Origin of the sequence: Mesorhizobium neociceri (assembly GCF_013520985.1) — a bacterium.
Lineage (GTDB): Bacteria > Pseudomonadota > Alphaproteobacteria > Rhizobiales > Rhizobiaceae > Mesorhizobium > Mesorhizobium neociceri.
In genome coordinates, this window is record NZ_JACDTY010000037.1 from 1 (window position 1) to 21,239 (window position 21,239).

General features: G+C 59.8%; 11 protein-coding genes and 6 pseudogenes. 8 read left to right on the top strand and 9 right to left on the bottom strand.

All coding sequences use genetic code 11. The features are described from left to right. Positions 1-364 precede the first annotated feature (364 nt). The 5 genes and pseudogenes from H0241_RS35990 to H0241_RS34130 form a co-directional block, all read right to left on the bottom strand. Positions 365-898 carry a transposase gene (locus H0241_RS35990; RefSeq protein ID WP_328824963.1) on the bottom strand — a complete coding sequence of 178 codons (534 nt, stop codon included), beginning with the start codon at positions 896-898 and terminating at the stop codon, positions 365-367. Beyond that, positions 789-1,571, bottom strand: a pseudogene (locus tag H0241_RS35995) (IS701 family transposase); the annotation flags it as partial. The gene H0241_RS35990 and the pseudogene H0241_RS35995, both read right to left, overlap by 110 nt. A 132-nt stretch (positions 1,572-1,703) precedes the next feature. Continuing rightward, a pseudogene (locus tag H0241_RS36000) lies at positions 1,704-1,948 on the bottom strand (IS481 family transposase); the annotation flags it as partial. 713 nt (positions 1,949-2,661) lie between these two features. Then, complete coding sequence (locus H0241_RS34125; RefSeq protein WP_181062107.1) at positions 2,662-3,210, bottom strand: GNAT family N-acetyltransferase; 549 nt, start codon at positions 3,208-3,210, stop codon at positions 2,662-2,664. Positions 3,211-3,846: 636 nt separating this feature from the next. Further along, on the bottom strand, positions 3,847-5,124 hold the full coding sequence (locus tag H0241_RS34130; protein ID WP_181062108.1) for an ATP-grasp domain-containing protein: 1,278 nt from the start codon (positions 5,122-5,124) through the stop codon (positions 3,847-3,849). A 682-nt stretch (positions 5,125-5,806) separates the two neighbouring features. Here H0241_RS34130 and H0241_RS34135 point away from each other — a divergent pair. Further along, a pseudogene (locus tag H0241_RS34135) lies at positions 5,807-6,185 on the top strand (IS66 family transposase zinc-finger binding domain-containing protein); the annotation flags it as partial. 291 nt (positions 6,186-6,476) lie between these two features. Here H0241_RS34135 and H0241_RS34140 read toward each other — a convergent pair. Next, positions 6,477-7,446, bottom strand: a pseudogene (locus tag H0241_RS34140) (IS110 family RNA-guided transposase); the annotation flags it as partial. Between the two features lie 949 nt (positions 7,447-8,395). On the opposite strand from H0241_RS34140, the gene H0241_RS34145 reads away from it, so the two are divergent. Further along, complete coding sequence (locus tag H0241_RS34145; protein WP_181062109.1) at positions 8,396-9,385, top strand: D-alanine--D-alanine ligase family protein; 990 nt, start codon at positions 8,396-8,398, stop codon at positions 9,383-9,385. A 354-nt stretch (positions 9,386-9,739) separates the two neighbouring features. Here the strand turns inward: H0241_RS34145 and H0241_RS34150 are convergent. After that, positions 9,740-10,323 (bottom strand): annotated as a pseudogene (locus H0241_RS34150) (transposase); the annotation flags it as partial. 150 nt (positions 10,324-10,473) lie between these two features. On the opposite strand from H0241_RS34150, the pseudogene H0241_RS34155 reads away from it, so the two are divergent. The 6 genes and pseudogenes from H0241_RS34155 to H0241_RS34185 all read left to right on the top strand — a co-directional run. After that, positions 10,474-11,443: pseudogene (locus H0241_RS34155) on the top strand (IS110 family RNA-guided transposase); the annotation flags it as partial. A gap of 447 nt (positions 11,444-11,890) precedes the next feature. Then, positions 11,891-12,670: an enoyl-CoA hydratase/isomerase family protein gene (locus H0241_RS34160; protein WP_210285179.1), complete on the top strand. Its 780-nt coding sequence runs from the start codon at positions 11,891-11,893 to the stop codon at positions 12,668-12,670. Beyond that, positions 12,670-14,862: an acetate--CoA ligase family protein gene (locus H0241_RS34165; RefSeq protein WP_181062111.1), complete on the top strand. Its 2,193-nt coding sequence runs from the start codon at positions 12,670-12,672 to the stop codon at positions 14,860-14,862. The genes H0241_RS34160 and H0241_RS34165 overlap by 1 nt, the downstream gene beginning before the upstream one ends. Then, positions 14,859-15,626 carry an enoyl-CoA hydratase-related protein gene (locus tag H0241_RS35495; RefSeq protein WP_210285180.1) on the top strand — a complete coding sequence of 256 codons (768 nt, stop codon included), beginning with the start codon at positions 14,859-14,861 and terminating at the stop codon, positions 15,624-15,626. The genes H0241_RS34165 and H0241_RS35495 overlap by 4 nt, the downstream gene beginning before the upstream one ends. 139 nt (positions 15,627-15,765) lie before the next feature. Beyond that, complete coding sequence (locus H0241_RS34175) at positions 15,766-17,247, top strand: gamma-glutamyltransferase (protein ID WP_181062112.1); 1,482 nt, start codon at positions 15,766-15,768, stop codon at positions 17,245-17,247. Positions 17,248-17,964: 717 nt separating this feature from the next. Then, complete coding sequence (locus H0241_RS34185; protein WP_181062114.1) at positions 17,965-18,798, top strand: transporter substrate-binding domain-containing protein; 834 nt, start codon at positions 17,965-17,967, stop codon at positions 18,796-18,798. A 188-nt stretch (positions 18,799-18,986) separates the two neighbouring features. On the opposite strand, the gene H0241_RS34190 is transcribed toward H0241_RS34185, so the two are convergent. Then, positions 18,987-19,949, bottom strand: a complete 963-nt coding sequence (locus H0241_RS34190) for a MurR/RpiR family transcriptional regulator (RefSeq protein WP_181062115.1) — start codon at positions 19,947-19,949, stop codon at positions 18,987-18,989. 111 nt (positions 19,950-20,060) lie between these two features. Then, positions 20,061-20,891 carry a BKACE family enzyme gene (locus H0241_RS34195; protein WP_181062116.1) on the bottom strand — a complete coding sequence of 277 codons (831 nt, stop codon included), beginning with the start codon at positions 20,889-20,891 and terminating at the stop codon, positions 20,061-20,063. Between the last annotated feature and the right edge of the window lie 348 nt (positions 20,892-21,239).

The window sequence follows — 21,239 nt, forward strand, 5'->3', positions numbered from 1 at the left end:
TCCTCATCGGTATCTTTGAGAAGACCGATGGTTACATATTCAGTGAGACCGTTCGCGTGACCGATGATGGCGCGAAGTCGCTGAGCAATATGTCACGCGACCTGCTGGTAAATTGCTGACGTATTAGTACTACTGCGTCACAAATTGCGAGCCTGACGCGGACTGTCCATTGCTATTATGCAGCACGGACATCGTTGCAGACGTTTGGCCAAGGCCACAGTCAGGCGTCGCCTGAGGGTTAGGATCGAGGTCGGGACGTGCCGCTCTGGCCGGATCGGAGGATCCGCGGGGTTGATGACCGTCGGGAAGACCAGGCGTTTGGCGGCCCCGGGCGCGAGTTGGAGTTGAGGGGGGAATCGTCTCCTCAGAGAGACCAAGAAGCCGTAGGCGGCGATACAGAGGCTGGCGTGGTGGTGGAAGCCCCGCCCCCTCGGCCTTCGTAGTGGCCCAGTCCCAGCTCCTGCTTGAGTTCCTGATAGTCTCGCTCGATCCGCCAACGCAACTTGGCGGCGTCGACCAACTGGGTGATCGTAGCATCGGCCGGCAAGGTGGAGAGCCAATACTTGCTCGGCTCGGCCTCGCCTTCCGGCCACTCGATCAGGAGCCATTCTTCGGTGTGAGGCTCGGGCCGGTTGTAGTCCCTGGAAGCCGGCCGCAAGCGCATGGCGGCGAAGCGGGAGCTGAGCTCGGCGTTAATTCCTTCACGCCAGGCGATCGTGCGCCAGGTCTCGGCGTCGAGTTCCTCGGCCAAGGCCTTGGCCGAGATCGGCTTGTGATTGTCGGCTCGGCCGACTCGAGACGGCGGCCGGCCTCTTCCGCTCCAAGGCTTGGGCGGCAGCGGGCTCTCGCCTGGGCGCCAGACGCTGAGTGTGGGCTGAACGCCGACAACATAGGTCAGACCGAGCTCGGACAGGCCCGCGCGGAAACCGGAAACCGCCGTTGGCGCCATATCCGGCGTCGGCCAGAACCACGCCGGGCGCGACACCCTCGGCCTTGGCCGTCCTGATCTGCTCGAGCGCGATCTGCGGCTTGGTCCGGAACGTGATCTCTGCCGGAATCTTGGCCTTCTTGCGTTGTTCCGGATCCTCCGCCCAGCTGTGCGGGAGATACAATTCGTAGGCGATCGGAAGCGAGGCTGCGTCATTTGCGATCGATAGGCTAACCGCAATCTGACAGCTGTCCTGCTTGCCCAACTGGCCGCAATACTGGCGCGCTACGCCCACCGAGTGCTTGCCCTTCTTGGGAAAGCCCGTGTCGTCGACGATCCACGCCCGGATCGGTCCACGCCGCTCGATCCGTGGCAGGACTCAGTCGCGAACCCGCGCTAGCAAGGCCGCGTCCGACCACGGCGCCTGTCCCACGAAATGCAGCAGAGACTGATGCTTGGCCGCCACCCGCGACGGCGCCGTGACGGCCGCCAACGGTTCCACGCTCTTGCACTCGATCGGCATCAAAAGTCCGAGGCAATAATCCTTCAGCGGCTCCGCTCGGTCGGCGTGGCCGATCACCCCGATCAAAGCATCGACATAGGCGTCGAACGCGGCTTCACTCTCGGCTGTCCAGTCGGGCATGGCGGGGCGCTTCCCTGATCACGAAGCAGCACCCTAACAAATCCGCGACCAGCGCGAATCCCTCCACAGCCGCGACTTTCTGACTCAGTAAGATTAGGAACGATGCCGGCGCAGCAGTAATACGATGCGCCGTCATGCACACCGCCAGGCTGCGCTAATGTTAGTCCCGGCATTGAGCGGATTGAGGGTGAAAGGTTCCGGCTCTTTTGTCCACATCATTTGAAGATGAACTGATGAATTCGTACGGTGTGAACGCTTGAGGTCTTGAGTCGTCGTCCGAAGTTGTAGGCGCTGACAAAGTCGGCGAGATGGGCTTCGAACTGCTGGTGGCTGTCGTAGTGGTAGCGCTTGACACTGACTTCCTTGATGGTGTGGTTCCATGTTTGATGAGGTCGAAGGCATGGGCCCGGAATATCTCGCCATTTGCGATCGCTTCCTTGATGAGGGTGCGGCCGACCCGCCTGCGCCGGCGTAGTGAACTGGATGCCGTAGCACCTACGGAAGGAATGACTTGAAGACCCGAGACAGCGGTGCGCGCAGCCTTTGGCTGCAGGCGCGCACCGCTCCGCTCAAGGCGGCCATGGAAGGTCAGAGTTTCTCTAAAATGTGAATTCTCACATCCCATTCCGGAGATATTCCGACGTCGGAAAGCATCACGGCGCTGACGACGAAGGAATTCGTCAAAGCTGCATGGATGTCGTTGGCGGCAAGATCAGAAAAACGCGTATTAATAGTTCACGTTGATTATACATCGCCCGATGCCGGGAATATTCGAATATTTCATAACAACAGCAACTTAACAAGCGCATGGATTTGCGCAAGACGCTTGATGAGGCGAGCCATAGTACGGGTCGTTGGAGAGAACCCGATCACCCAGTGCGCCGTTTGATTCCGTCGAGGTACGCATTGGGTTTGTTGAGTGGAGCAGGCGAGCACGCCGCCCGCTCGGTATCCTCGCAATCCGCTCGCTGGCTCTGCTTGTGACGATTGTCGCTCCCAACCGCCGTAAGCATGCCGGGAGAATGAGAGGCGACACTCGGCCGACATACAGCCCCGCAGCCCGGCGATTACGAATGGAATGTCGCCGCTCTTACAACGTCGGATTCCGTTTCCGGTAGACCACTCGAGGCCGTAACCAATGGCCCTCGTCGAGGTTCGGGCTCTCGTAATCGGCCAAGGGATCATAGCTCATGCCGATTTTCTGCATGACCCTTTGGCTCGGCACATTCGCCTTGGTGGTGAGGCCGACAACCTCCGGCAGACCGATTGACCAGGCGAAGCCGAGCCATGCTTGCGCGCCTTCCGGTGCGAATCCTTTGCCCCAATGCTCCTTTGCGAGCACCCACCCGATTTCAACGCGCGGATGGGTGGGAATTACAGCCTGCGCCGACTGGGAGAGGACACCTAGCCCGATCATACCGATAAATTCGCCGCAGCCCTTCAACTCCGCCGCCTGAAAATGAAAGCCGTTGGTTCGGGCACACTCGATCGCCAGGTCAATCTCGATATTCGCTTCCTCAGCCGTCCGCACTTTGGGATAGAACCGTCCGACGCGGGCATCACTGTAAATGCTTGCCATTGGGCTCCGGTCTTTGTCCTGCCAGGGACGCAATACCAGACGTTCTGTCGTTAGCCTCATTGGCCAAATTCCTGTGTTATTCAAGGGATGTCTGCAAAGCTTGGCCAATCCGAATTCAGTCGGTGGCGGCTTTCTTGCGGCTTTAGGAAACCTTCGTCCCGAATCGAGGCTCTGAAGTTGCGCTATTACAGACGCAAGCGCCCTGCCAGATACATGCGCCTTTCTTATGTGCGACGATGCCTTCCCTCTCTCCTCCCACAGAATTCAGTCCTTTCTGAAGGAGAGAGTTTGGAAATTGCTCATCAGTCTGGTCGAGAAATCGGCCCAACTCTACTGGCGGCTTCCAGGAAGTTTATCGACAGGCTCGAGGAGAAGCGGTCGGACAGTAGGGTTGCCCGCCCTCGTAGTTGACAGACGGCCGTTTCGGCAGGCGCGCAGGGGCGGCCTGGCAATCTGTCGCCCGAGTATTTCACCGACCCGCCGCATCCGCTCTCTGCCACCGCGATCGAAATCTGTTCCCTTGTGAATCCAAACCGACAAATCTGATATATCCATATGGCCCGTCTCATATGGATGAGGCTCCGCGCCAGCCAGCCGGCTTAACCCTCGTACCGTTGCACATCGGATGACGGGGCCATCGTCAGGCAGCAAAAACCGTCCCTCTCCTGCTCTCGATTGCACCAATCTTCGCGACGGTCACCTCTTACTTGTCGCCACCTGCGTCGGCACAGGAGTGAGGGCTGCAGAACGTTTCTCGGCGGGGGTCGGAAATGGTGTGATCGACCAATCGATTAATTCGATAGCATGCTGAAGTATGGCGCTGGTTTGAGCAATGCTGGGTGAAACGGCGATGACATGTCCGATGCAGTCTAGATAATCGCCTTTCCTGACGATCGGCGTCTTAGGTTCAACATAAAATTTGACCTCGACGACACCTGGTATGACAGCCGCGCGAGTGTCGGCATCGAAATTAAGGATGCCGTCGCGTTCAGGAACCAGTTTCCGCGCGGCCGCAACGTGCGAATGCCTTCTCCGTAAATCCCATTCGTCGCCGATGACAAACTTGATGTGCTCGGTGATGAGATCGATACCGAAAGCCAGCTGAACCCGTTGAGGATTGGTTCCACCCGCAAGACGCGGATTGACTTCGATGACGACTGGGCCACGCTTCGTCCACCGGAATTCAATGCATGTGGGGCCCCAGCCAAGGCCGAGAGCTAGCAAACAACTTAGCGAAACATCGGCGATACGTTTGTGCACGTCATCAGTCAGCGGGGCCGGAAAGATGCTCTCACGAACGACGAAATGCGGTGGGGGGCCGAAGTCGGCGGTACCAATCCCAATGACCTCATTGCCCATTATCTCAGCGCAATACTGGGAGCCCTGCGCAAACTCTTCGACCAGTATCCGTGGCGAAGACCGCCATATGTGCTTCCCGCCCAACAGATAGGTCGTATGTTCAGCCAACTCATCGACAGTGCGGCACAATCGGACACCGCTGCTGCCGCTGCCTACGGCTGGCTTGAGAATCACCGGCAGGTCGATCTCCGCGGCTGACTTTTGTACTTCTGTCGCATTCGCTGCCACGCGAAAAGCAGGTATCGGAACGCCGGCCTCGGCGAGGAGCTGTCGTTGAGCGAGTTTGTCGCAGCATCGTTCAATGGATGTGGGGTTCGGTCCCGGTAGATCGAAATGCCGGCAGAGCTTGCTAACTGTCGCATAGACCGACTCCTGGGCGCTCGTAATGCCAGCAATGTCATACGATGCGCGCAGCTGTGAACATTCGTGGATCAGCGCATCGAGATTGTCCGTATCGACCCGGATTGCCTCAAGCTTTTCCGGAACATGATAGTCGTAGTGAGTTGGATCAGCCGACAGAGTAATTGGATGGAGACCAAGACGCCGAGCCGCTTTGACGTAAAGCGGACCATTGGCCCTTGTGCCTTCAACTAGGATGAGCGCTCTTTTTGCCATTTGATTGACCCTCCATTGCGTGCTGTGCGGCGGTCTGAGCGTAAAAGGGGATCGGCTTTTTACTCTTGCCTGACCTCAGACCTTGCGGTGAAGGTAACATTGTCAGCGATCTGCGGGCGCAAAGATCCTGTAAATTAATGTGAAGGATGGTAAGCGCTGTTCCGGTGGCACCTTTCGCTGTTGACGGCGTATCGCCGCGCCACCGCGCTCACGGTCGCGCCGGCTTAGTAGCTTTCCGCCACGATCCGCGCCAGTCGCGCCGCCGACTGGAGCCTGTGAACACCTCGAACCGGCGCGCGGGCTCGTGATCGCTGGATTTAAGCGGAAGCTCTGAAATCGTCATGTGTTGAAGCCCTCAAAGGCTCCGAACATCTCCCTCACGTGTTCGCTTGGCGTCCGGCCGCTCGTTAGCCGTTGGCGGAAGCGCCGGCACCGGAATCGTTGTTTGTTGCGGCGGTGATTGCAGCGCCGAGTCCTGAACCGGCGGTAACGCGGCGGCGGAAGCAGAAAGCCGCCTGAGACGCCGGTCTGATCGAGCTGGAGATAGACGGCGTCGCCATGCGGGTCGGCCGTGGCGCAGACACCAGGACGGTGGCGGCGGTGATCCGCGCGGTGAAAGCACCGTCGTGATCGGGCCGACGGGCGCGGTCAAGGTTGGGGTCAATTTTGCCGATTCACAGTCCTGGCGCGCGACGTCGAGAATGCCCGGCTGATCCAGAGCATCAAAGGATTGCAGCGTCATTGCTTTCGTCGCGCCGAAACGCTTCCCGAAGATCAGTTGCCGCTGGGGCTCGAAGAGCGAACAGATCGAGGCGGCTGGCGAGGAAGAGGCCGAGAGGGCCTCCCCGGACCAGCGACAGGCAAAGACTGCCAAACGACGGGCCAACCGCGGCTCGCTGCCGGCGAATCTTCCTCGCGTGGAGATAGTCGACGACATCGAGGACCATGCCTGCCCGGGTTGCCGCAATGGCTTGCATGGGATCGGTGAGGACGTGAGCGAGCGGCTCGACATCGTTCTGGCGCAGCTGCGTGTGATCGTCGTGCGCCGGCCTAAATATGCCTCACATGGGGATTACATGGTCAACTGTGATTTTCCTCCTTCGCAGTTTCCGGTCCAAGGTCCGAGCCCGATCACGTGACGCGGCCCGGTCGCCGGGCCTCATCCACCTCACATGCGGTCGCCGCTCGTGGCGGCAGCACCAATATCCCGCTTGCGGCGGGCGCAGGCTCAGGAAGACGAAACCATTCTGCCGATCGGCTGTTGAGGCCATGCATATTTTCGGTTCCCCCACCTGGATCCGAAAGGCTGATCAGGGCCTTTGCGGAATGGAGGAAAAGGGTGGTGGAAGCGGTCATGCGGTTTTCATGAGCGCTCCCTCGATGATGACGCCGGCGATCGCGTATTTCCACAGCGCCACCAGCAGCTTGCGGGCGAGCGCGACGATCATCACCTTCTTGAGGCGACCGCCGTTGCGCGCCACCCGTTCGCTGAACCAGCGGGCCAGGCCCGAGGCCGGCTGATGGCGCAGCCACAGCCAGGCAAGCTCGACCATCGTCGTTCGCAGCCGCGGATTGCCTGCCTTCGACACGCCTTGTTCGTGATCGATCGTGCCGCTCTTCCATGGGGAAGGTGCCAGGCCCGCGTAGGCGGCCACCTGCCTGCGGTTGTTGAAATTCCGGAACAGCCCTTGGGCGTGGAGGATCGTCGCGAATTCCGGCCCGATGCCCTTCAGCTTGAGCAACATCGCCGCCGGCGTCGAGGCGTCCACCGCCGTCGCGGCGAGCAGCGCGTCGCGCTCGGCCTCCATCGCCTTGATCTGGCCGAGCAGCAATTCGAGACGGTCAAGCTCGAGGCCGATCTGGGCCTTCATGCGGGCCGGCAGGGCGCGGCCATCGCCGGTCCGCAGTTCTTCCAGGCGATCGCGCCGGTCGCGGCGCAAAGGCTCGTAGTCGCGGATGCCCTGGCTGAAGAGCAGGCCTTTGATGCGGTTGACGTGCTCGACCCGTTCGGCGACCAGCACTTTGCGCTCGCGGTTGGTGCGGCGGCGATCCTCATTCTCGGGCGTCGGCACCCGGACCATCGAGCAGACGCGCGGCTCACCCCGCTTGACGGCCAGCAGGGCGTGGATCAGCGCCTCGCCATCGAGCCGATCCGTCTTGGCGCGACGGTGGCGGCGCGACACCGCGATAGATGCCGCATCGACGATGTGACTTTCGATCCAGTCCTCGCGGTTCAGCACCCGGTCGATTCAGAAGCCGTCCAGCCCCCGCCTCCTGGATCACCACCAACGGATAAAGCGTGCCCGTGCGCGATCGCGTACGCGAGCTAGCGGGCGCCGAGGTGATGGCAATGGTCGAGCCGCTGCTTGCGATCCTCAGCCTCATGCTGAACGAGTTCGCCCGCCTGACCAAGCAGGTTCTCGACATCGTCCGAGCGCGCCAGGCGTCGAGCACAAGTTGGAGTCTGGCACGAGAAGCGACCGGTCTCCTTCGAGGTCCGTGTTCAGCAGTGTCCGGTGAAGGCATCTGTGTTCGGAACCTGACACACCGAGGCGCAAGCATTCCCCCTTTTGCGACGCGAGACACATGATTTTGCCCTCTTCTCCCAAAATCTCTTCGGTGGCACGCCGATTGCATGAAACACGGCGAAGAATCCGTCGCAACCATAGCGGTCTCGCAGTCTCTGGCCGAGAGGTTTACATGAAACTTCCTCGAATGATCCAAATCAATGCGATAGACGCTGCACTGAATGCGGTCCCGTCAATTGAGCTATGCCGCGGCCGTCGCGGGTGTCGCTGTCATTCCCGCAGCAGCAGCATTCCCGTGCCAACCTTCGGCACGATCAAAGCGGGCGAGCAGCGGCGCCGACACCGCGCACACACGATTCCATCTGGGACCGTGCGCGCAGGAAACACATTTGCGCTTCTTTGCGGTTGTCGCCTTGTGATCGACCTACGGAAGCTCCGTAAACGTGCTCGGCCGAGATGGGATTCGCGCAGCGGTCAGGAGCGCCTTCACGACGGTCGTGACTATAACGAGCTTGCCTGGTGCGTTGCACCTCTTCCTGGGTTTCCCCGAACAGCTGTTTGCGCAGGCCGGCCGCATTTTGCTGATCAACAAGTGTCTCGATTTCCCCTGTTTGAGGGAGCAGACCCCGATCACCGCTCGGTGCCACGGGCCGGGCGCGCCGGGTCCAGACGGCCTGTTCCCGTCAATCAACCTAATTCGGGTGTGTGAACGTGATAGCGGGTAAACATCCAGGGAGTAGCTCATGCGGGTAGCCGTCGTGTGGAACCATGATCATACGGGCGTGATCAACCGGTTCGGTCAGTCTTGTCTGGAGCACTACGACCGCGAGAGGGTTGAAACAGTAGTGACGGCACTGCAAGAGGGTGGCCACGAAACGCTGCTGTGCGAAGGAGATAAAGGACTACTCGCCACGCTCGAGCGGTTCATGCCCCCTGATCCGCAGGCCCGCCCCTCGGGAATGGTCTTCAACATGGCGTACGGAATTCAGGGCGAGTGCCGTTACACCCACGTTCCGGCCATGCTCGAGATGGCCGGCGTTCCGTACACCGGATCAAGCCCGCTCGGGCATGGGCTAGCACTCGACAAGATCATCACCAAAAGGCTTATCCGTGATCGCGGCCTGTTGACTCCCAACTTTCGCGTGATGCGTTGCGGCACCGAGAACACAGGCGACTTGCGATTCCCACTAATGGTTAAGCCACGTCACGAATGCGCCAGCTTCGGATTGCAGCTCGTTCATGAACCCGCTCAGTTGAGACAGGCGGTAGAAGTGATCGTCACGCACTATGCGCAGGAGGCGCTCGCGGAAGAATACATTGAGGGGCGTGAAATTACCGTAGCACTACTTGGAAATGGAGACCTCGAGGTGCTACCAATGGTAGAATACGACTTTGGCGACTGCGAAACCCGTCATCTGAATTGGGAAGAGACGCCGCGGAGGATCTGCCCGGCCCAAATTGGGAGTAAGCTCGCGACGATGCTGCGGAACATTTCGGTTGCGACCTTCCGTGCCTGCCAATGCCGGGATTACGCCCGCGTTGACCTCCGGATCGACCGCTCCGGCCGGCCCTTTGTCCTGGAGATCAACTCCATGGCGGCACTCGGTCCGGCCAGCAATTATGTCCTGGCCGGGACAACCGCCGGATACAGCTTCTCGAGCTTGCTCAATCGCATCCTCAATATCGCTCATACGCGCTATTTCGGAATGGGTATCCCCGAGCCCGAACAATGATCAGCGCCCCCCACGTAAGGTGCCTCAGCAGCGCAGCCGATCGCGGAAGTCGCCGCCTATCAAAGGAAGGCAGCGATACGTCCGCTTCTCTATTCGACGAGTTGAGGTCGAGCGCTTTCGAGCTTCCGCTTTGCCAGCCTCTGACGTCTTTCTTGGGGTCTTGCTTCTCTTCGGTATCGCCCGCCTCGGCCCTCCCAGTATAGGGAATCCGCAGAACGAGGTGGAACAATCTCTCGTCCTGATCGCGGGGTGTGCGACCGGTACTAACGGACGTACGAACTCACCTCATTTCATCGTCCCGCGAAAGACTTCTTTCCACCGGCAAGTGGAACTTTGTTGTGTCCTTATCGCCGGTCAGACCGTGCCCAGTGTGCATTCCCTTGTCCAGCGGAACTGTGTGCCATCACTCCACATGCAATGCATGATCACTGCCAGCCGAGGTGCGAGCGCGACGATGGCCTCTGCCGGACACGCGGCTTGGCGATGTTCATCGCCCAGGCCTTCAGCCAGGACCACTTCGTCACGCGCGTCAGCATGACCTGCGCGGCTTCATAGAGCAGCGTGTGCATCATCATGGCGTCGCCGCATAGCGAGAAGCGGCCGACCCGGCGGCTTTCGCCCGCCTCATTAAGCACTGGTGTCAGGCCCAGGACCGGGCCGACAGCTTTGGAGCTGCGGAAGCGGCTCGGAAGGTCGATGGTTGCGGGTTTAGGCTAGCGCCACGACGGGGCCCAGGCGGCCCGGGATCGTCGTCAGCCGGCGGCAAACCATCACCCTGGACGATCGCCAGGAGCTTGCGGGGAAGGGTGGCAAAGTGCTGACGCAGCTTGCCGCGACTTCGAGAATCGGTTCGGCGATCTGGGCCAGATCAGGCATGCCTTCAATCACTCGCGGATGTGTTGCTCGAATTTGACCGCACCGACCTTGCTAACCTTGAGATGGGTAACGGGCCGCCAAGCAAGCCGCTCGCGCTGTGAGTCGCGCGCTCCGCTCGCGGCCTGCTTGGCGCAGCGACGGTCGTCCCTCACACTGATGGTGTGAACGGCGTCATGGCCGAAGCCAGTGCCAAACATCAAGGAGAGACGACCGTGGACCATTATGCCGGTATCGACGTGTCATTGGAATACTCGAGCGTGTGCGTCGATGCAAGCGGCAAGATCATTCGCGAAAGCAAGGTGGCAAGCGAGCCGAAGGCGTTGATTGCATGGTTTGCTTCGCTCGGCCTTCCTCCGGTTCGGATCGGCCTGGAAGCCGGGCCGCTGTCGCAATGGCTCTATGCGGCAATGCGGCAAGCGGGACTGGCGGTGGAGATGCTGGAGACGCGGCGTGTGCGCGACGCCTTCAAGGGATGCCGCTGAAGTCGGACCGCAATGACGCGTGTGGCATCGCACAGCTGATGCGGCTTGGCTGGTTCCGACCGGTGCATAGCAAGTCGCTGGCCGCGCGCAAGAGGTGCTGACGGCGCGCGAGCTCATTCAATCGAAGCTAAGCGATGTCGAGAGCAGTGCGCGCGGCATCTTGCGCGGCTTCGGGCTGAAGGTCGGCAAGACCACACCGCGCGGCTTTGCCGGGCGCATCCACGAACTGGTGGCTGGCCATCCGAACCTTAAGATGGTGGCCGCGGCGCTGCTTTCTGTGCATGTCGTGCTACTGCGGGAGTTCCAAGCTTTCGAGAAGCAGGTTCGCGCTGGTGCGCCGGAACGCCAGGGCCAGGCGGTTGATGTCGACGCCGGGGGTCCGTCCGATCGTCGCGCTCACCTATGCTTCTGCGATCGACAATCCAGGGCGATTTTGCTCGTCGAAGCAGGCGGGTGCGCATTTCGGCCTGACCCCGAAGAAGTATCACTCCGGCGAGAATCATAGCGGCCGCGTCAGCAAGATCGGCGATGCCGCTGTGCGCACGGCGCTCTATGAGGCAGCCCACATCATGCTGACCAAGCCGCTCAAGGGCTGCACGGAGCTCAAAAGCTGGGCGATGCGGATCGGCCGGCGGGCCGGGATGAAGAAGGCCAAGCGCTGGCGCGCAAGCTTGCCGTGATCCTGCACCGCATGCTCATCCTTCGCCGGGGTCTCGCTTCTGTGCGGGGTCGGCGCGACGGCCGCCACCTGATGGGGTTTGAAGAGGATGAGGCCGAGCCAATCTCAAGCCGCGTGGTCGCAATGCCGACGTCCGAAGTTGCTCGCCCGGCGCTTCTGAGAGCAGCAGCACATATAGGCGAACCTGACGTGAATGACACCTCGATAAGCAGACGCATTAAGGACATATCAGCGGTTCCGATAGGCATATGAATGCGGATGAGGATCGTCGCCGGATCGAGTGGCACACCCGGACCCTGTGCGTCAAATCGCACGATTCAGCAGCAAGGAAGATGAGCAGCATTTGACAGCCGGCCACCATGATCCGTTTAATTCACAGACGCGATTGTGAAACGTACGTTGCAAATCTAAACGAGTCTGTTATCGTGCCGGGCCAGCACTGCGCCTGAAGGGGTGGTAGGAGGCATGATGTTTGAAACGGTCGCCTACGAAATTCAGGATGGTATCGCCGAAATTCGCCTGAATCGGCCGCACCGGCTGAACGCAGTGGTGCAGCAACTGTACGACGATCTCCAGGAGGCTCTCAATCAGGCTGAAAGAGACAAAAACGTGCGCGTGATTGTGCTGACCGGACAAGGGCGGGCGTTTTGTGTTGGCGCCGATTTGAAGGAGCACAAAGCGGGTCGGCCAGCCTTCGATAGGCGACAATATCTGATGAGCGAACAAAGGGTGTGTAGACGTCTGGTATCACATCCAAAGCCGATCATTGCCGCCGTGAACGGCTATGCGCTCGGCGCCGGTGCCGAGATGGCTCTCGCTTGCGATTTTATCGCCATGGCCGCATCGGCGCGGATCGGATTTCCCGAAATTGGCCTTGGTGCGTTCCTCGGCGGTGGGAGCACGAATATTCTTCCACGACTTGTCGGCCTCGCAAAAGCGCGTGAGCTGATCTTCTTCAACCAGCAGATCGACGGAGCGGAGGCGGTTAGGGTCGGGCTGGCCTCACGCTGTATCCCCGACGAGTTGTTCGCTGAAGGTGTCCGCACGTTGGCGAGGGAACTGTCAAAGAAGGCGCCCTTCTCGATGCAGCTTGCCAAAGAACAGTTGGCGTCGGCTGCTCACGGGACGTTCGACTCTGCTCTTACTGCTGAGCTTGAGGGCATGATGTTTTGTTCGACTACGCGCGATTGGCGGGAGGGCGTCGACGCCTTCGCTGAGAAGCGTTCGCCGATCTTTCGGGGGGATTAATGGCGTCGAATGACCTGCTTGACATTCTGTCCCCCGACTCCATTGCGATCGTCGGCGCATCCAACAATCCGGCAAAGCGGGGATATCGGTCGGTGAGAAAACTCTTGGACGATGGCTATGCCGGGGCGATCTACCCGATCAATCCAAAGGAAAGGGAAATCTGCGGCGTTAGGTGTCTACCCGAGTTGGGCAGCTTGCCGGGGCCCGTCGACCTTGCGCTGGTCTGTACTCCCGCTGCGACGGTTGCGTCAGTCATCGCCGAATGCGCCGCAAAAGGGGTGCGGAGTGCCGTGGTTCTGGCGGGTGGCTTCGCAGAAGCGGGAGACGAGGGCAGGCAGCTTCAGGATGCGGTGCTCGCTGCTGCGCACGCTGGCGGTGTTAGGATCATTGGACCGAACACCTCCGGCATGTTCAATACTCATAAAGCCTGTAATCTCGTCGGCTTCTCGGACTTGCGGAAGGGTAGCATTGGCCTTTTGTCGCAATCCGGCAACATGGCTCTGTCGCTCGTCACCGAAGCTCAAGCCAACGGGCATGTCGGTCTGAGCACGTATGTCGGGGTCGGTAACGAGGCCGATATTCGATTTGACGAGTATCTCGACTACTTCGCGACCGATCCCGACACCAGCGTGGTGATCGCCTATATTGAAGGACTAAAAGACGGCCGCCGTTTTTTGAGTGCCTTGAGGCGCTTCTCGCGAGAGAAACCGGTTGTCATCTACAAATCGGGCCGGACAAGTGCCGGACACATTTCCGCAAAGTCTCATACCGGCGCTTTGGCTGGCGAATATTCTGTCAGCGAGGGCGTGCTGAGGCAAGCCGGCGCAATCCTTGCACACCGGTCCGATGAGATCCTGCCGATGGCGGAGGCGCTATCGCTGCTGCCGCCACTGCGTTCGCGCCGCCTCGCCATCCTAGCCGATGGCGGAGGCCATGCAACGATTGCCGCCGACGCCTTATCTGAGCGCGGACTGGCACTCGCCCCCCTGAGCGAAGAGACGCGGCGGCGTCTCGCGGATGTCCTCCCTCAGGCCGCGTCGGTTGCAAATCCAGTCGACGTGGCTGGGGGAACAGACGCGGATCCGTTAGTATTTGCCGCTTGCGCCGAGATTCTCTTGCAGGATCCGATGGTAGACGGTCTTCTGATATCCGGTCTCTATGGCGGGTATGCGGCCCGCTTCTCACAAGAGCTGCTCGCTGCAGAAATCGATGCCACGAACGTGATCGGCGAAATGCCGCGCCGGTTCGGCAAGCCCGTGGTCGTTCACAGCCTTTACAGTGCCCTTCAGGCAGACCAGCGACCCTTACCACTCCTGGAGATGCGTCAAGCCGGCATCCCAGTGCACAGCTCCCTAGAAACGGCCGTGCGGTGCATGCAGGCTCTAGCGGACTACGGTGAGATGGGCTCCGTATTTGCAGCGTTACCGCCCAACCGAACGGGGCACGGCAGAGTATTCGAGCGGGTCTGCGCTGGGTGCAGGGCCGAGGGCAGGCGGGTAGTTTTGGAGCATGAAGGGCGAGCCAGCCTACAAGATTCCGGATTGGATCTCGGTCCGGCATTGCTGGCTGTGGACGAACGAGAGGCCGAAGAAGCTTTTCATCATCTTGGCGCGCAGTCGGTCGCGATGAAAATCATATCTCGCGACATCCTGCACAAGACGGAGGCGGGCGGCGTCAAACTCAATGTTGTTGATGTAACATCGGCGCGCAGTGGCTTCCTTGAGATCGTCGCCAATGCCAAGGCTGCAGTGACCAATCCGAACATTACTGGCGTACTCGTCACTCCGATGGCAGCGGAGGGGGGCGTGGAGGTCATCGTCGGTGTCGTACGCGATGCCGCATACGGTCCCGTCATGATGTTCGGACTGGGCGGAGTCCTCGTCGAAGTTCTTAGGGACGTGGTGTTCCGCGCGCTTCCGATCACACGAAATGATGCCTTTACGATGTTGGACGAAATCAAGGCGCAAGCGGTTCTCGATGGCGTGCGCGGGGGAGCGCCGGTTGATCGAGACGCGCTTGCAGATTTCATGGTGAGTATCTCGGATTTCGTTGAAGCCTTCCCGGAAATCGACGAACTCGACCTCAATCCCATCCTTGCCTATCACGACGGTCTGGCCGTCTTGGATGTTCGCATCCTTCTCACCGCGTCCTCCACGGCACGATCGGTAGAGAAGCAAGGGATTGAGGCATGACCGATCTGCCGAAACTCATCAACTCGAAACTCAAGGTGATCGACCGCGTAGCCATGCTCGTGCTGGATCGCGACGACGTCCGCGACGAACTGACCGGGACAGCCCTGATCGAGGATATTGTGAGGACGATCGATTGGATCAATGCTGGTGCGGCCGGTCTCGGTGCTGTTCGTGACGGGGGCTGGCAAGGCATTTTCCGCCGGCGGCAACGTCAAGGACATGCGGACCGTAAGGGAAGCTTCGCTGGCGATGTCTATGAGGTGCAGGATCGCTACCGCCGCGGCATCCAACGAATCGCGCTCGCGATACATCGCTTGGAGGTGCCTGCCATTGCCGCAATCAATGGCGCCGCGATCGGTGCCGGCTTCGATCTCGCGATGATGTGCGACATCCGGATTGCGGCGGATCACGCGGTATTCGGCTCGACATTCATCAATCTCGGCATTATTCCGGGAGATGGCGGCGCTTGGTTTCCTGCGGGACCTGCTCGGCCCCCAAAGAGCAGCGGAGTTGATTTTTACCGGCCGCCTCGACTGATCGTTCCGTCGAAAAGTAGTCGCGAAACTGTGGCGGCCAAGGCGCTGGCCTGGATCGACCGGGGCACGGACGGTTCGAAATGTGCCCGGGGGGACGAATGGCGAGTGCATGCGGCGCCTCACGACCGCGACGCGCTAAGCGGAACGATGGCGTCATCTAGTCGGCTGCCGCGATCGTCGAGCGGGTCGGCGCCTCGTGCTTGCGAGAGTTCGGCGGCGCGAAGGTGATGCGACCGCACCGGGATTTGCGATCTGTCTTCGGCTTAGGATCGCAATCTAAATATGGACCTCTAACTCAGGGAACCGCATGCATCCTGGAGCACCATTGCACGTCCACAGCAGTATAGGGTTCGGGATTGCGACCCCCGTGGCGTCAGCCACGGCCGCAGCAAATGCTATTAGGCTGCAGGGCGGCAGCGTCTTCGACATGTATCTCGCCGCCCTCGCCTGCGCTTGGGTCGCAGATCCGGCCAATTGCAGCCCCTTTGGCCGCATGCAAGGCGTCTTTTCCGTGGCGGGCGAAGCCGGTTGCCTAAATGCCCCAACTGCGGTGCGGCGCGTACCGGAATCGGCTGTGCCCGTCCCTGGCAACATAGCCGCATGGTTCTTCTTCAAACGTAGCGGCCGTTTGCGACTTCCAGTTCGCGCCTTGTTAGCGCCCGCGGCCGCGCTTGCCCAACAAGGCTTTGCGCCCACCATGGGGTTGACCATTGCTCTTGAAAGCGAAGCCCCTGTGCTGAGTGAACCCCTTAGGGCGATTTATCTGGAGGAAACCGGTGCGCCGCGTGCACACGTGCGAAATCCGCAACTCGCTGACCTATTTCGAGTATTGGCGGAATCTGAAAGCGAGGATGATTTCTGGCGGATCCTGCGGGCGAGGGACCCTGGGCCTTGGCGCTCAGAAGAAACTCTCGACAACTCCGTTCGCCAGGCCGCTCCACTCACGCTCGACCTCGACCCCGACCCCGACGGACGGGCCCAACGTCTCCTCACGACTGGAGCTCTCGAGACCTGGGGTACGTGGACCCTGCTCGGCGCGGCGGTGTCCGTCGAATTGCGCCGGCGCCGCGCACTGGGAGATTTTTCGCGGGCAATGGAGGCCTATGTCCTCTCCACTATCCTCGTGCTTGATCGGATACCTTTCTCAGTTGGAACCCTCGAACCCAAGGTTGGGCATCCTTCTGTTGACCTCCATCTATCGTCGGAAGCAAGTGCAATCGCCGAACGGGTAATTCGGTTGTTAGATGCACCCGTAGAAGTGCTGTGGAAAGACTTAAAATCGACCTACTTCCCCGGACCGGCCAGTTGGACCGATGACGCCAACACGAATCATTTCGCCCTCGCTTCGGGCGACGACTTCCTATCGTTCACAACTTCGATCGGCCCCTGGTTCGGCTCGAAGCTGTCCTGGTGGGGCGCGGCGCTCGGCTACAGCTACGCCATGAAATCAAACTCGCTCTTCCAAGGCCAAATCCATGATGTTACCGAGATGTCGCCGCTCATTGGCGAAGTGGCCGGCAGGCCCACGTTCGCCATCGGTTCGGCCGGGAGCGAACGCATTCTAGGTTCGCTCACCTATCTGCTGTTCCTGAGGTTCGGCCTGGGATTTTGCGACGACATGGCGGACCTAATAGCGAGGCCCCGCGTCTTTCCGAAAGACGGCAAGCTCCGCATGCACCCGGACTTTTGGCCCGATGCGCGCGCGCACTTTGAGGCTCGAGGCTTTGAGATAGCGCCGACAGGATACGACCCGTACACCCATGTGGGAATGGTGAATGCAGTGGAGCGTCTCGACAGGCGCCGGTATAAGAGCGGAGTTGACCGGTCGAGCACAGGCAGCGCCCTTTGATCGCGTAATGGTGCGGACGCTCATCCCAGAACAAGGCGACCCGAAGATCTGTTTCGGCCGCGTCATCGCATTGCCGACCGTGGGCTGTTTCATCTGGTCAGCGATCGGCGTTCCTGATCGCCCGCCCGGATCGCTGGGCTACGTGAACCTGCCGGCGGCGGTGGATCTCTTTTCGCTCAGCATTTCACGGCCCATTTGGCGCGCATCTTGCGCACAGCCTGCGATCAATGCGCCTGAAACAGGCTTTCCCGGTCGTTGTTGCGATCTCTCTCCTGCACATGCTCTGGAAGGTGCTGGGATGAACTGCGGGGCTGTATGCCACATTTGCGAGGTGAAGAAGCATGACTTGAACTTGACTTGCATTTCTCACGCTCCCGCTTAAGGCCAGAACCAATGTTTCTGGACTCGGCCCGACGCGCAGCACGGGATTTCCCGTCAGACACTTTACGGCCGCAGCCGCAGTTAGCCTCACCTCCCAGCAGATGCGGGACAGTTTTTGCGGTTCAGCTCGAGCACTTTCCCGGTCGTGTTCATCAAGCCCAACTCGATATTCGAGCCACGCTGCACTATAATGATCCATATGAAGCATTCATTCGAGATTGAGAACATATGTTGCAAAGACGGTCGCTACACGCTATGAACAGCTGCCGCCTTGAGAGGCCGGATTTGCGCCTCGTGTCGGCGAAGGCAAAAGCAACGGTAGAGAGGGGTATATCCATGAGCAGACTTATGACTGCAGTTGCGGCATCGGTTGGGGTCGCGATCCTGGCTACGACGAGCGCAACTAATGCTGGGAGGTTGCTCGACAAGGTTCTGAAGTCAAAGACGCTAACTGTGGCCGTGGGAACAGACTGGGGTCCGGTCTCGCACCTAAACGAGAAGCACGAACTCGAGGGCTACGACGTCGATATCGCGAAGCATATTGCAAAATCGCTTGGTGTGGAGGTCAAGTTCTTTACGCCGGGTTGGGATATTATCACAGCGGGAAAGTGGGAAGGCAGATGGGATATCGCCATGGGTCAGATGACGCCAACCGCGGCTCGAGCCGAGAAATTCGACTTCCCAGCTATTTACTTCTACGAGCAGGTGTTCGCTGTTGTGCAGAATGGCAGCAAGGCGACCAAGCTTGCCGATCTAGACGGCAAGACGGTCGGCGTCACAGCGAACACAACGTATGAAGCTTATGCCAACCACGCGCTTACCGCAGATTGGAAAGGCAGTTCGCCTGTCACCTATCAATTCGAGCCTGGCGCAGTCAAAACCTATGCAAGCACCAATGTAGCGTTCGATGACCTCCGACTCGGCGATGGCGTTCGGCTAAACGCAGTTATTACTGACGGGACGTCTGCGAATAATGCCATAGGCGCTGGCTATCCAATAAAACTTCTTGGCGACCCGCTATACGCCGCGCCCGGAGCCATCGCGGTGCTTCATGGAGACAAAGAATTCAGCGGCAAGATCGCCGCGGCTATCCAGAAAATGAAAGAAAACGGCACGCTGTCGAAGCTGTCGTTGAAGTGGTACGGGGTGGACTACACCACCGAAAAATAGAGGTCTAGCGACCGAGGCTGGCCTGGGTAGTATCTCTCTGAGAGAGGCCGCCTGCTCTATCAGGGAACACAGTCGAAACTCAGAGTCTCGTCCACAAGCTCACTCTGATCACGGATTGAATTGTGAACAGAGGGGGCGGTCGCGTAATCAACCGACCCGCTCGCCCCGGCGAACGCAGCATTGGGAGATCAGTTCGCGCCATTCCTTTTGCGTTTCCGACCGCCAGTACTTTTCGCCGCTGAAGAGGCCGGCTTGGGCGGGCGAAGCGCTCGAGTCTGGGTTCTCAATTTCATGTGCGTGTTGAAATCTGCCAGATGAGCATCGAATCGCAGCAGGGATTCACGGGCGGCTTGTGCACGCTGTCCGGCAATCAATGCCCCCAGCACTTCCGCCACTGCAAAGGCAGATGTCATAGTGTGAAAGAACGATGGACTTTTTGTTTGGACAAGGACGACGTCGTCAGCGACGCGGGCGAGTGGAGCAACCTCGCTGTCGGTAATGGCGACAATGGGAATGCCGCGACGATGCGCAACTTTCGCGAGGTCAATCGTTACGCGTGTGTAAGGGAACACGCTTGTCGCAAACAGCACGTCCTCCCGGGCGGCACGGGCAAACGCATCCGTTCCCGTGCCGGCAACCGCATCGAGCAGGACTGATTTTTCCCCGATCATGGACAAGATGTAATGCAGATGCCACACAATCGAGTGGCTCGACCTCAGGCCGATGCAATAGACGCGTTTGGCAGACGCAAGGCGCCGCGCGGTCGATACTACCGCGTCAAGTTGGGAGGATTCGGTCAGTTGGACGATTTGCGCCGCTTGTGTTTGAAGAATCTCGCGAGCGAAACCTTGGTCTCCCTTGCGTTTCTGGGTGACTACTTGCGCGTCAGCTTTTCGTGCGAAACCCACATCGCCGCTGCGAACCGCGTCAGCGTACATTTGTCGAAGTTCTTCGTAACCCTCTAGGCCAAGATGTTTGGCCAGTCTTGTCATAGTGGCTGGCTGCACCCCGGCCAGCCGCGCTTGATCCCGCATGGATAGCAGCGCCACGTCATGTGGATGATCGATGATGTAGCGCGCCGCCAATTGGAACTGCTCCGACATTGCGTCGAAGCCGGTAACTAATTGCTCAGAAAGGGGTCCCTCAGCCATTGCCGAGACGTAGCGAAATGTGTTGACCTATGCAACAGGTGTTCCATCGTTCGCCACAGGTCCAACCGGTTTCAATTCGCGACGAAGTCTTCGAGGAGGCCGAACTAGGGACTACAGGTCTTGCCAGGCTTGACGCAGCTCGGCTGCACCAGCGCTGCGAAGGCCAACCTCCTGGAGAGCTTTCGCAACACCAACGACCAATTCGGCATTTGACTCGGCCAGCTTCCCGTCGGCAAGCCGGCGGTTGTTCTCAAAGCCGACGCGTATATGTCCGCCGAGCAGAGCCGCTGCGGTCACGCAGGCGGTTTCGCGTTCGCCGAAAGCGCAGACGCTCCAATGGGCAAAACGCGGCTTAGCCGCGTCGATGAACGGCAACAGGTCCGCCGGACGCGATTTCTGACCCGGTGTGTAACGGCCGAGCACGAAAAGAACCGGAACATCTTTCCACGGGATCAGGCCTCGGCGGTGATACTCGTTCAGACGGAACGTCTCGGCCGGATCGTAAAGGATGACCTGCGGCAGAATTTCCTCGGCGCGGATCCAAGACAGCAACGATGCGAACCCGGATTCGTGAGCCTGGGTCGGAACCAGTTCGCGTAACGCCAAAGAAACGGCCTGCGGCCGGGTCCCCTTGATGACCGCGATCTGTTGCTCCGGAGTGTAGCGACCAAGCGCTTCGCTCGTGACCTGGACGATCATTTCATCGCCGACCACTTCGCCGATGGCTTGCGTGACCTCGCGATATGCCGACGCATCGAGCAGATGTCCGCCGTCTTGATCCCGTACGTGGACATGGATAAGGCACGCGCCCGCGTCGAGGCACTCCCGAGCCGTCCGCGCCAGTTCAACCGGCCCGAGCGGCAGGGAAGGGTGGTCGGCCTTAGTCAGCCTGCCGCCATTGGGAGCGACGCAAATCGCTGTCGGCTGTTCGGCATCACTCATTTCACACCACCTCCTGGCTGCTTTTTCCCGGACTGCACGAGGAGTGAACGCGCAGGCGCGCCCCGGCACAAGGCCCGGTACAATGACCAATGATCCATGCAGAACGTAATTGCAAGCGTATGAAACATCCGTCGCACGTGATATTCAGGTAAGCCGTTTGCCCACGCCTCAGAGGGGCAGGATCATGGTCAGCGCTCGGGCGGTAAGGCCGCGTTCGCCTCTTCCACTCGGACGGGTGATCCGAGCGGTGCACTGGAACGAATTTGAAACATATGTTGCGTAAGGGGGGCGAGTCTGCTTAGTGTCGGCGAACGGACATCGGGGTTTAGCAAATCTCCCGACTGATCG

Coding starts and splice junctions, on each gene's coding strand:
- H0241_RS34125 (WP_181062107.1), bottom strand. CDS start 3,210: ATGAGGCTAACGACAGAACGTCTGGTATTGCGTCCCTGGCAGGACAAA.
- H0241_RS34130 (WP_181062108.1), bottom strand. CDS start 5,124: ATGGCAAAAAGAGCGCTCATCCTAGTTGAAGGCACAAGGGCCAATGGT.
- H0241_RS34145 (WP_181062109.1), top strand. CDS start 8,396: ATGCGGGTAGCCGTCGTGTGGAACCATGATCATACGGGCGTGATCAAC.
- H0241_RS34160 (WP_210285179.1), top strand. CDS start 11,891: ATGTTTGAAACGGTCGCCTACGAAATTCAGGATGGTATCGCCGAAATT.
- H0241_RS34165 (WP_181062111.1), top strand. CDS start 12,670: ATGGCGTCGAATGACCTGCTTGACATTCTGTCCCCCGACTCCATTGCG.
- H0241_RS35495 (WP_210285180.1), top strand. CDS start 14,859: ATGACCGATCTGCCGAAACTCATCAACTCGAAACTCAAGGTGATCGAC.
- H0241_RS34185 (WP_181062114.1), top strand. CDS start 17,965: ATGAGCAGACTTATGACTGCAGTTGCGGCATCGGTTGGGGTCGCGATC.
- H0241_RS34190 (WP_181062115.1), bottom strand. CDS start 19,949: ATGGCTGAGGGACCCCTTTCTGAGCAATTAGTTACCGGCTTCGACGCA.
- H0241_RS34195 (WP_181062116.1), bottom strand. CDS start 20,891: ATGAGTGATGCCGAACAGCCGACAGCGATTTGCGTCGCTCCCAATGGC.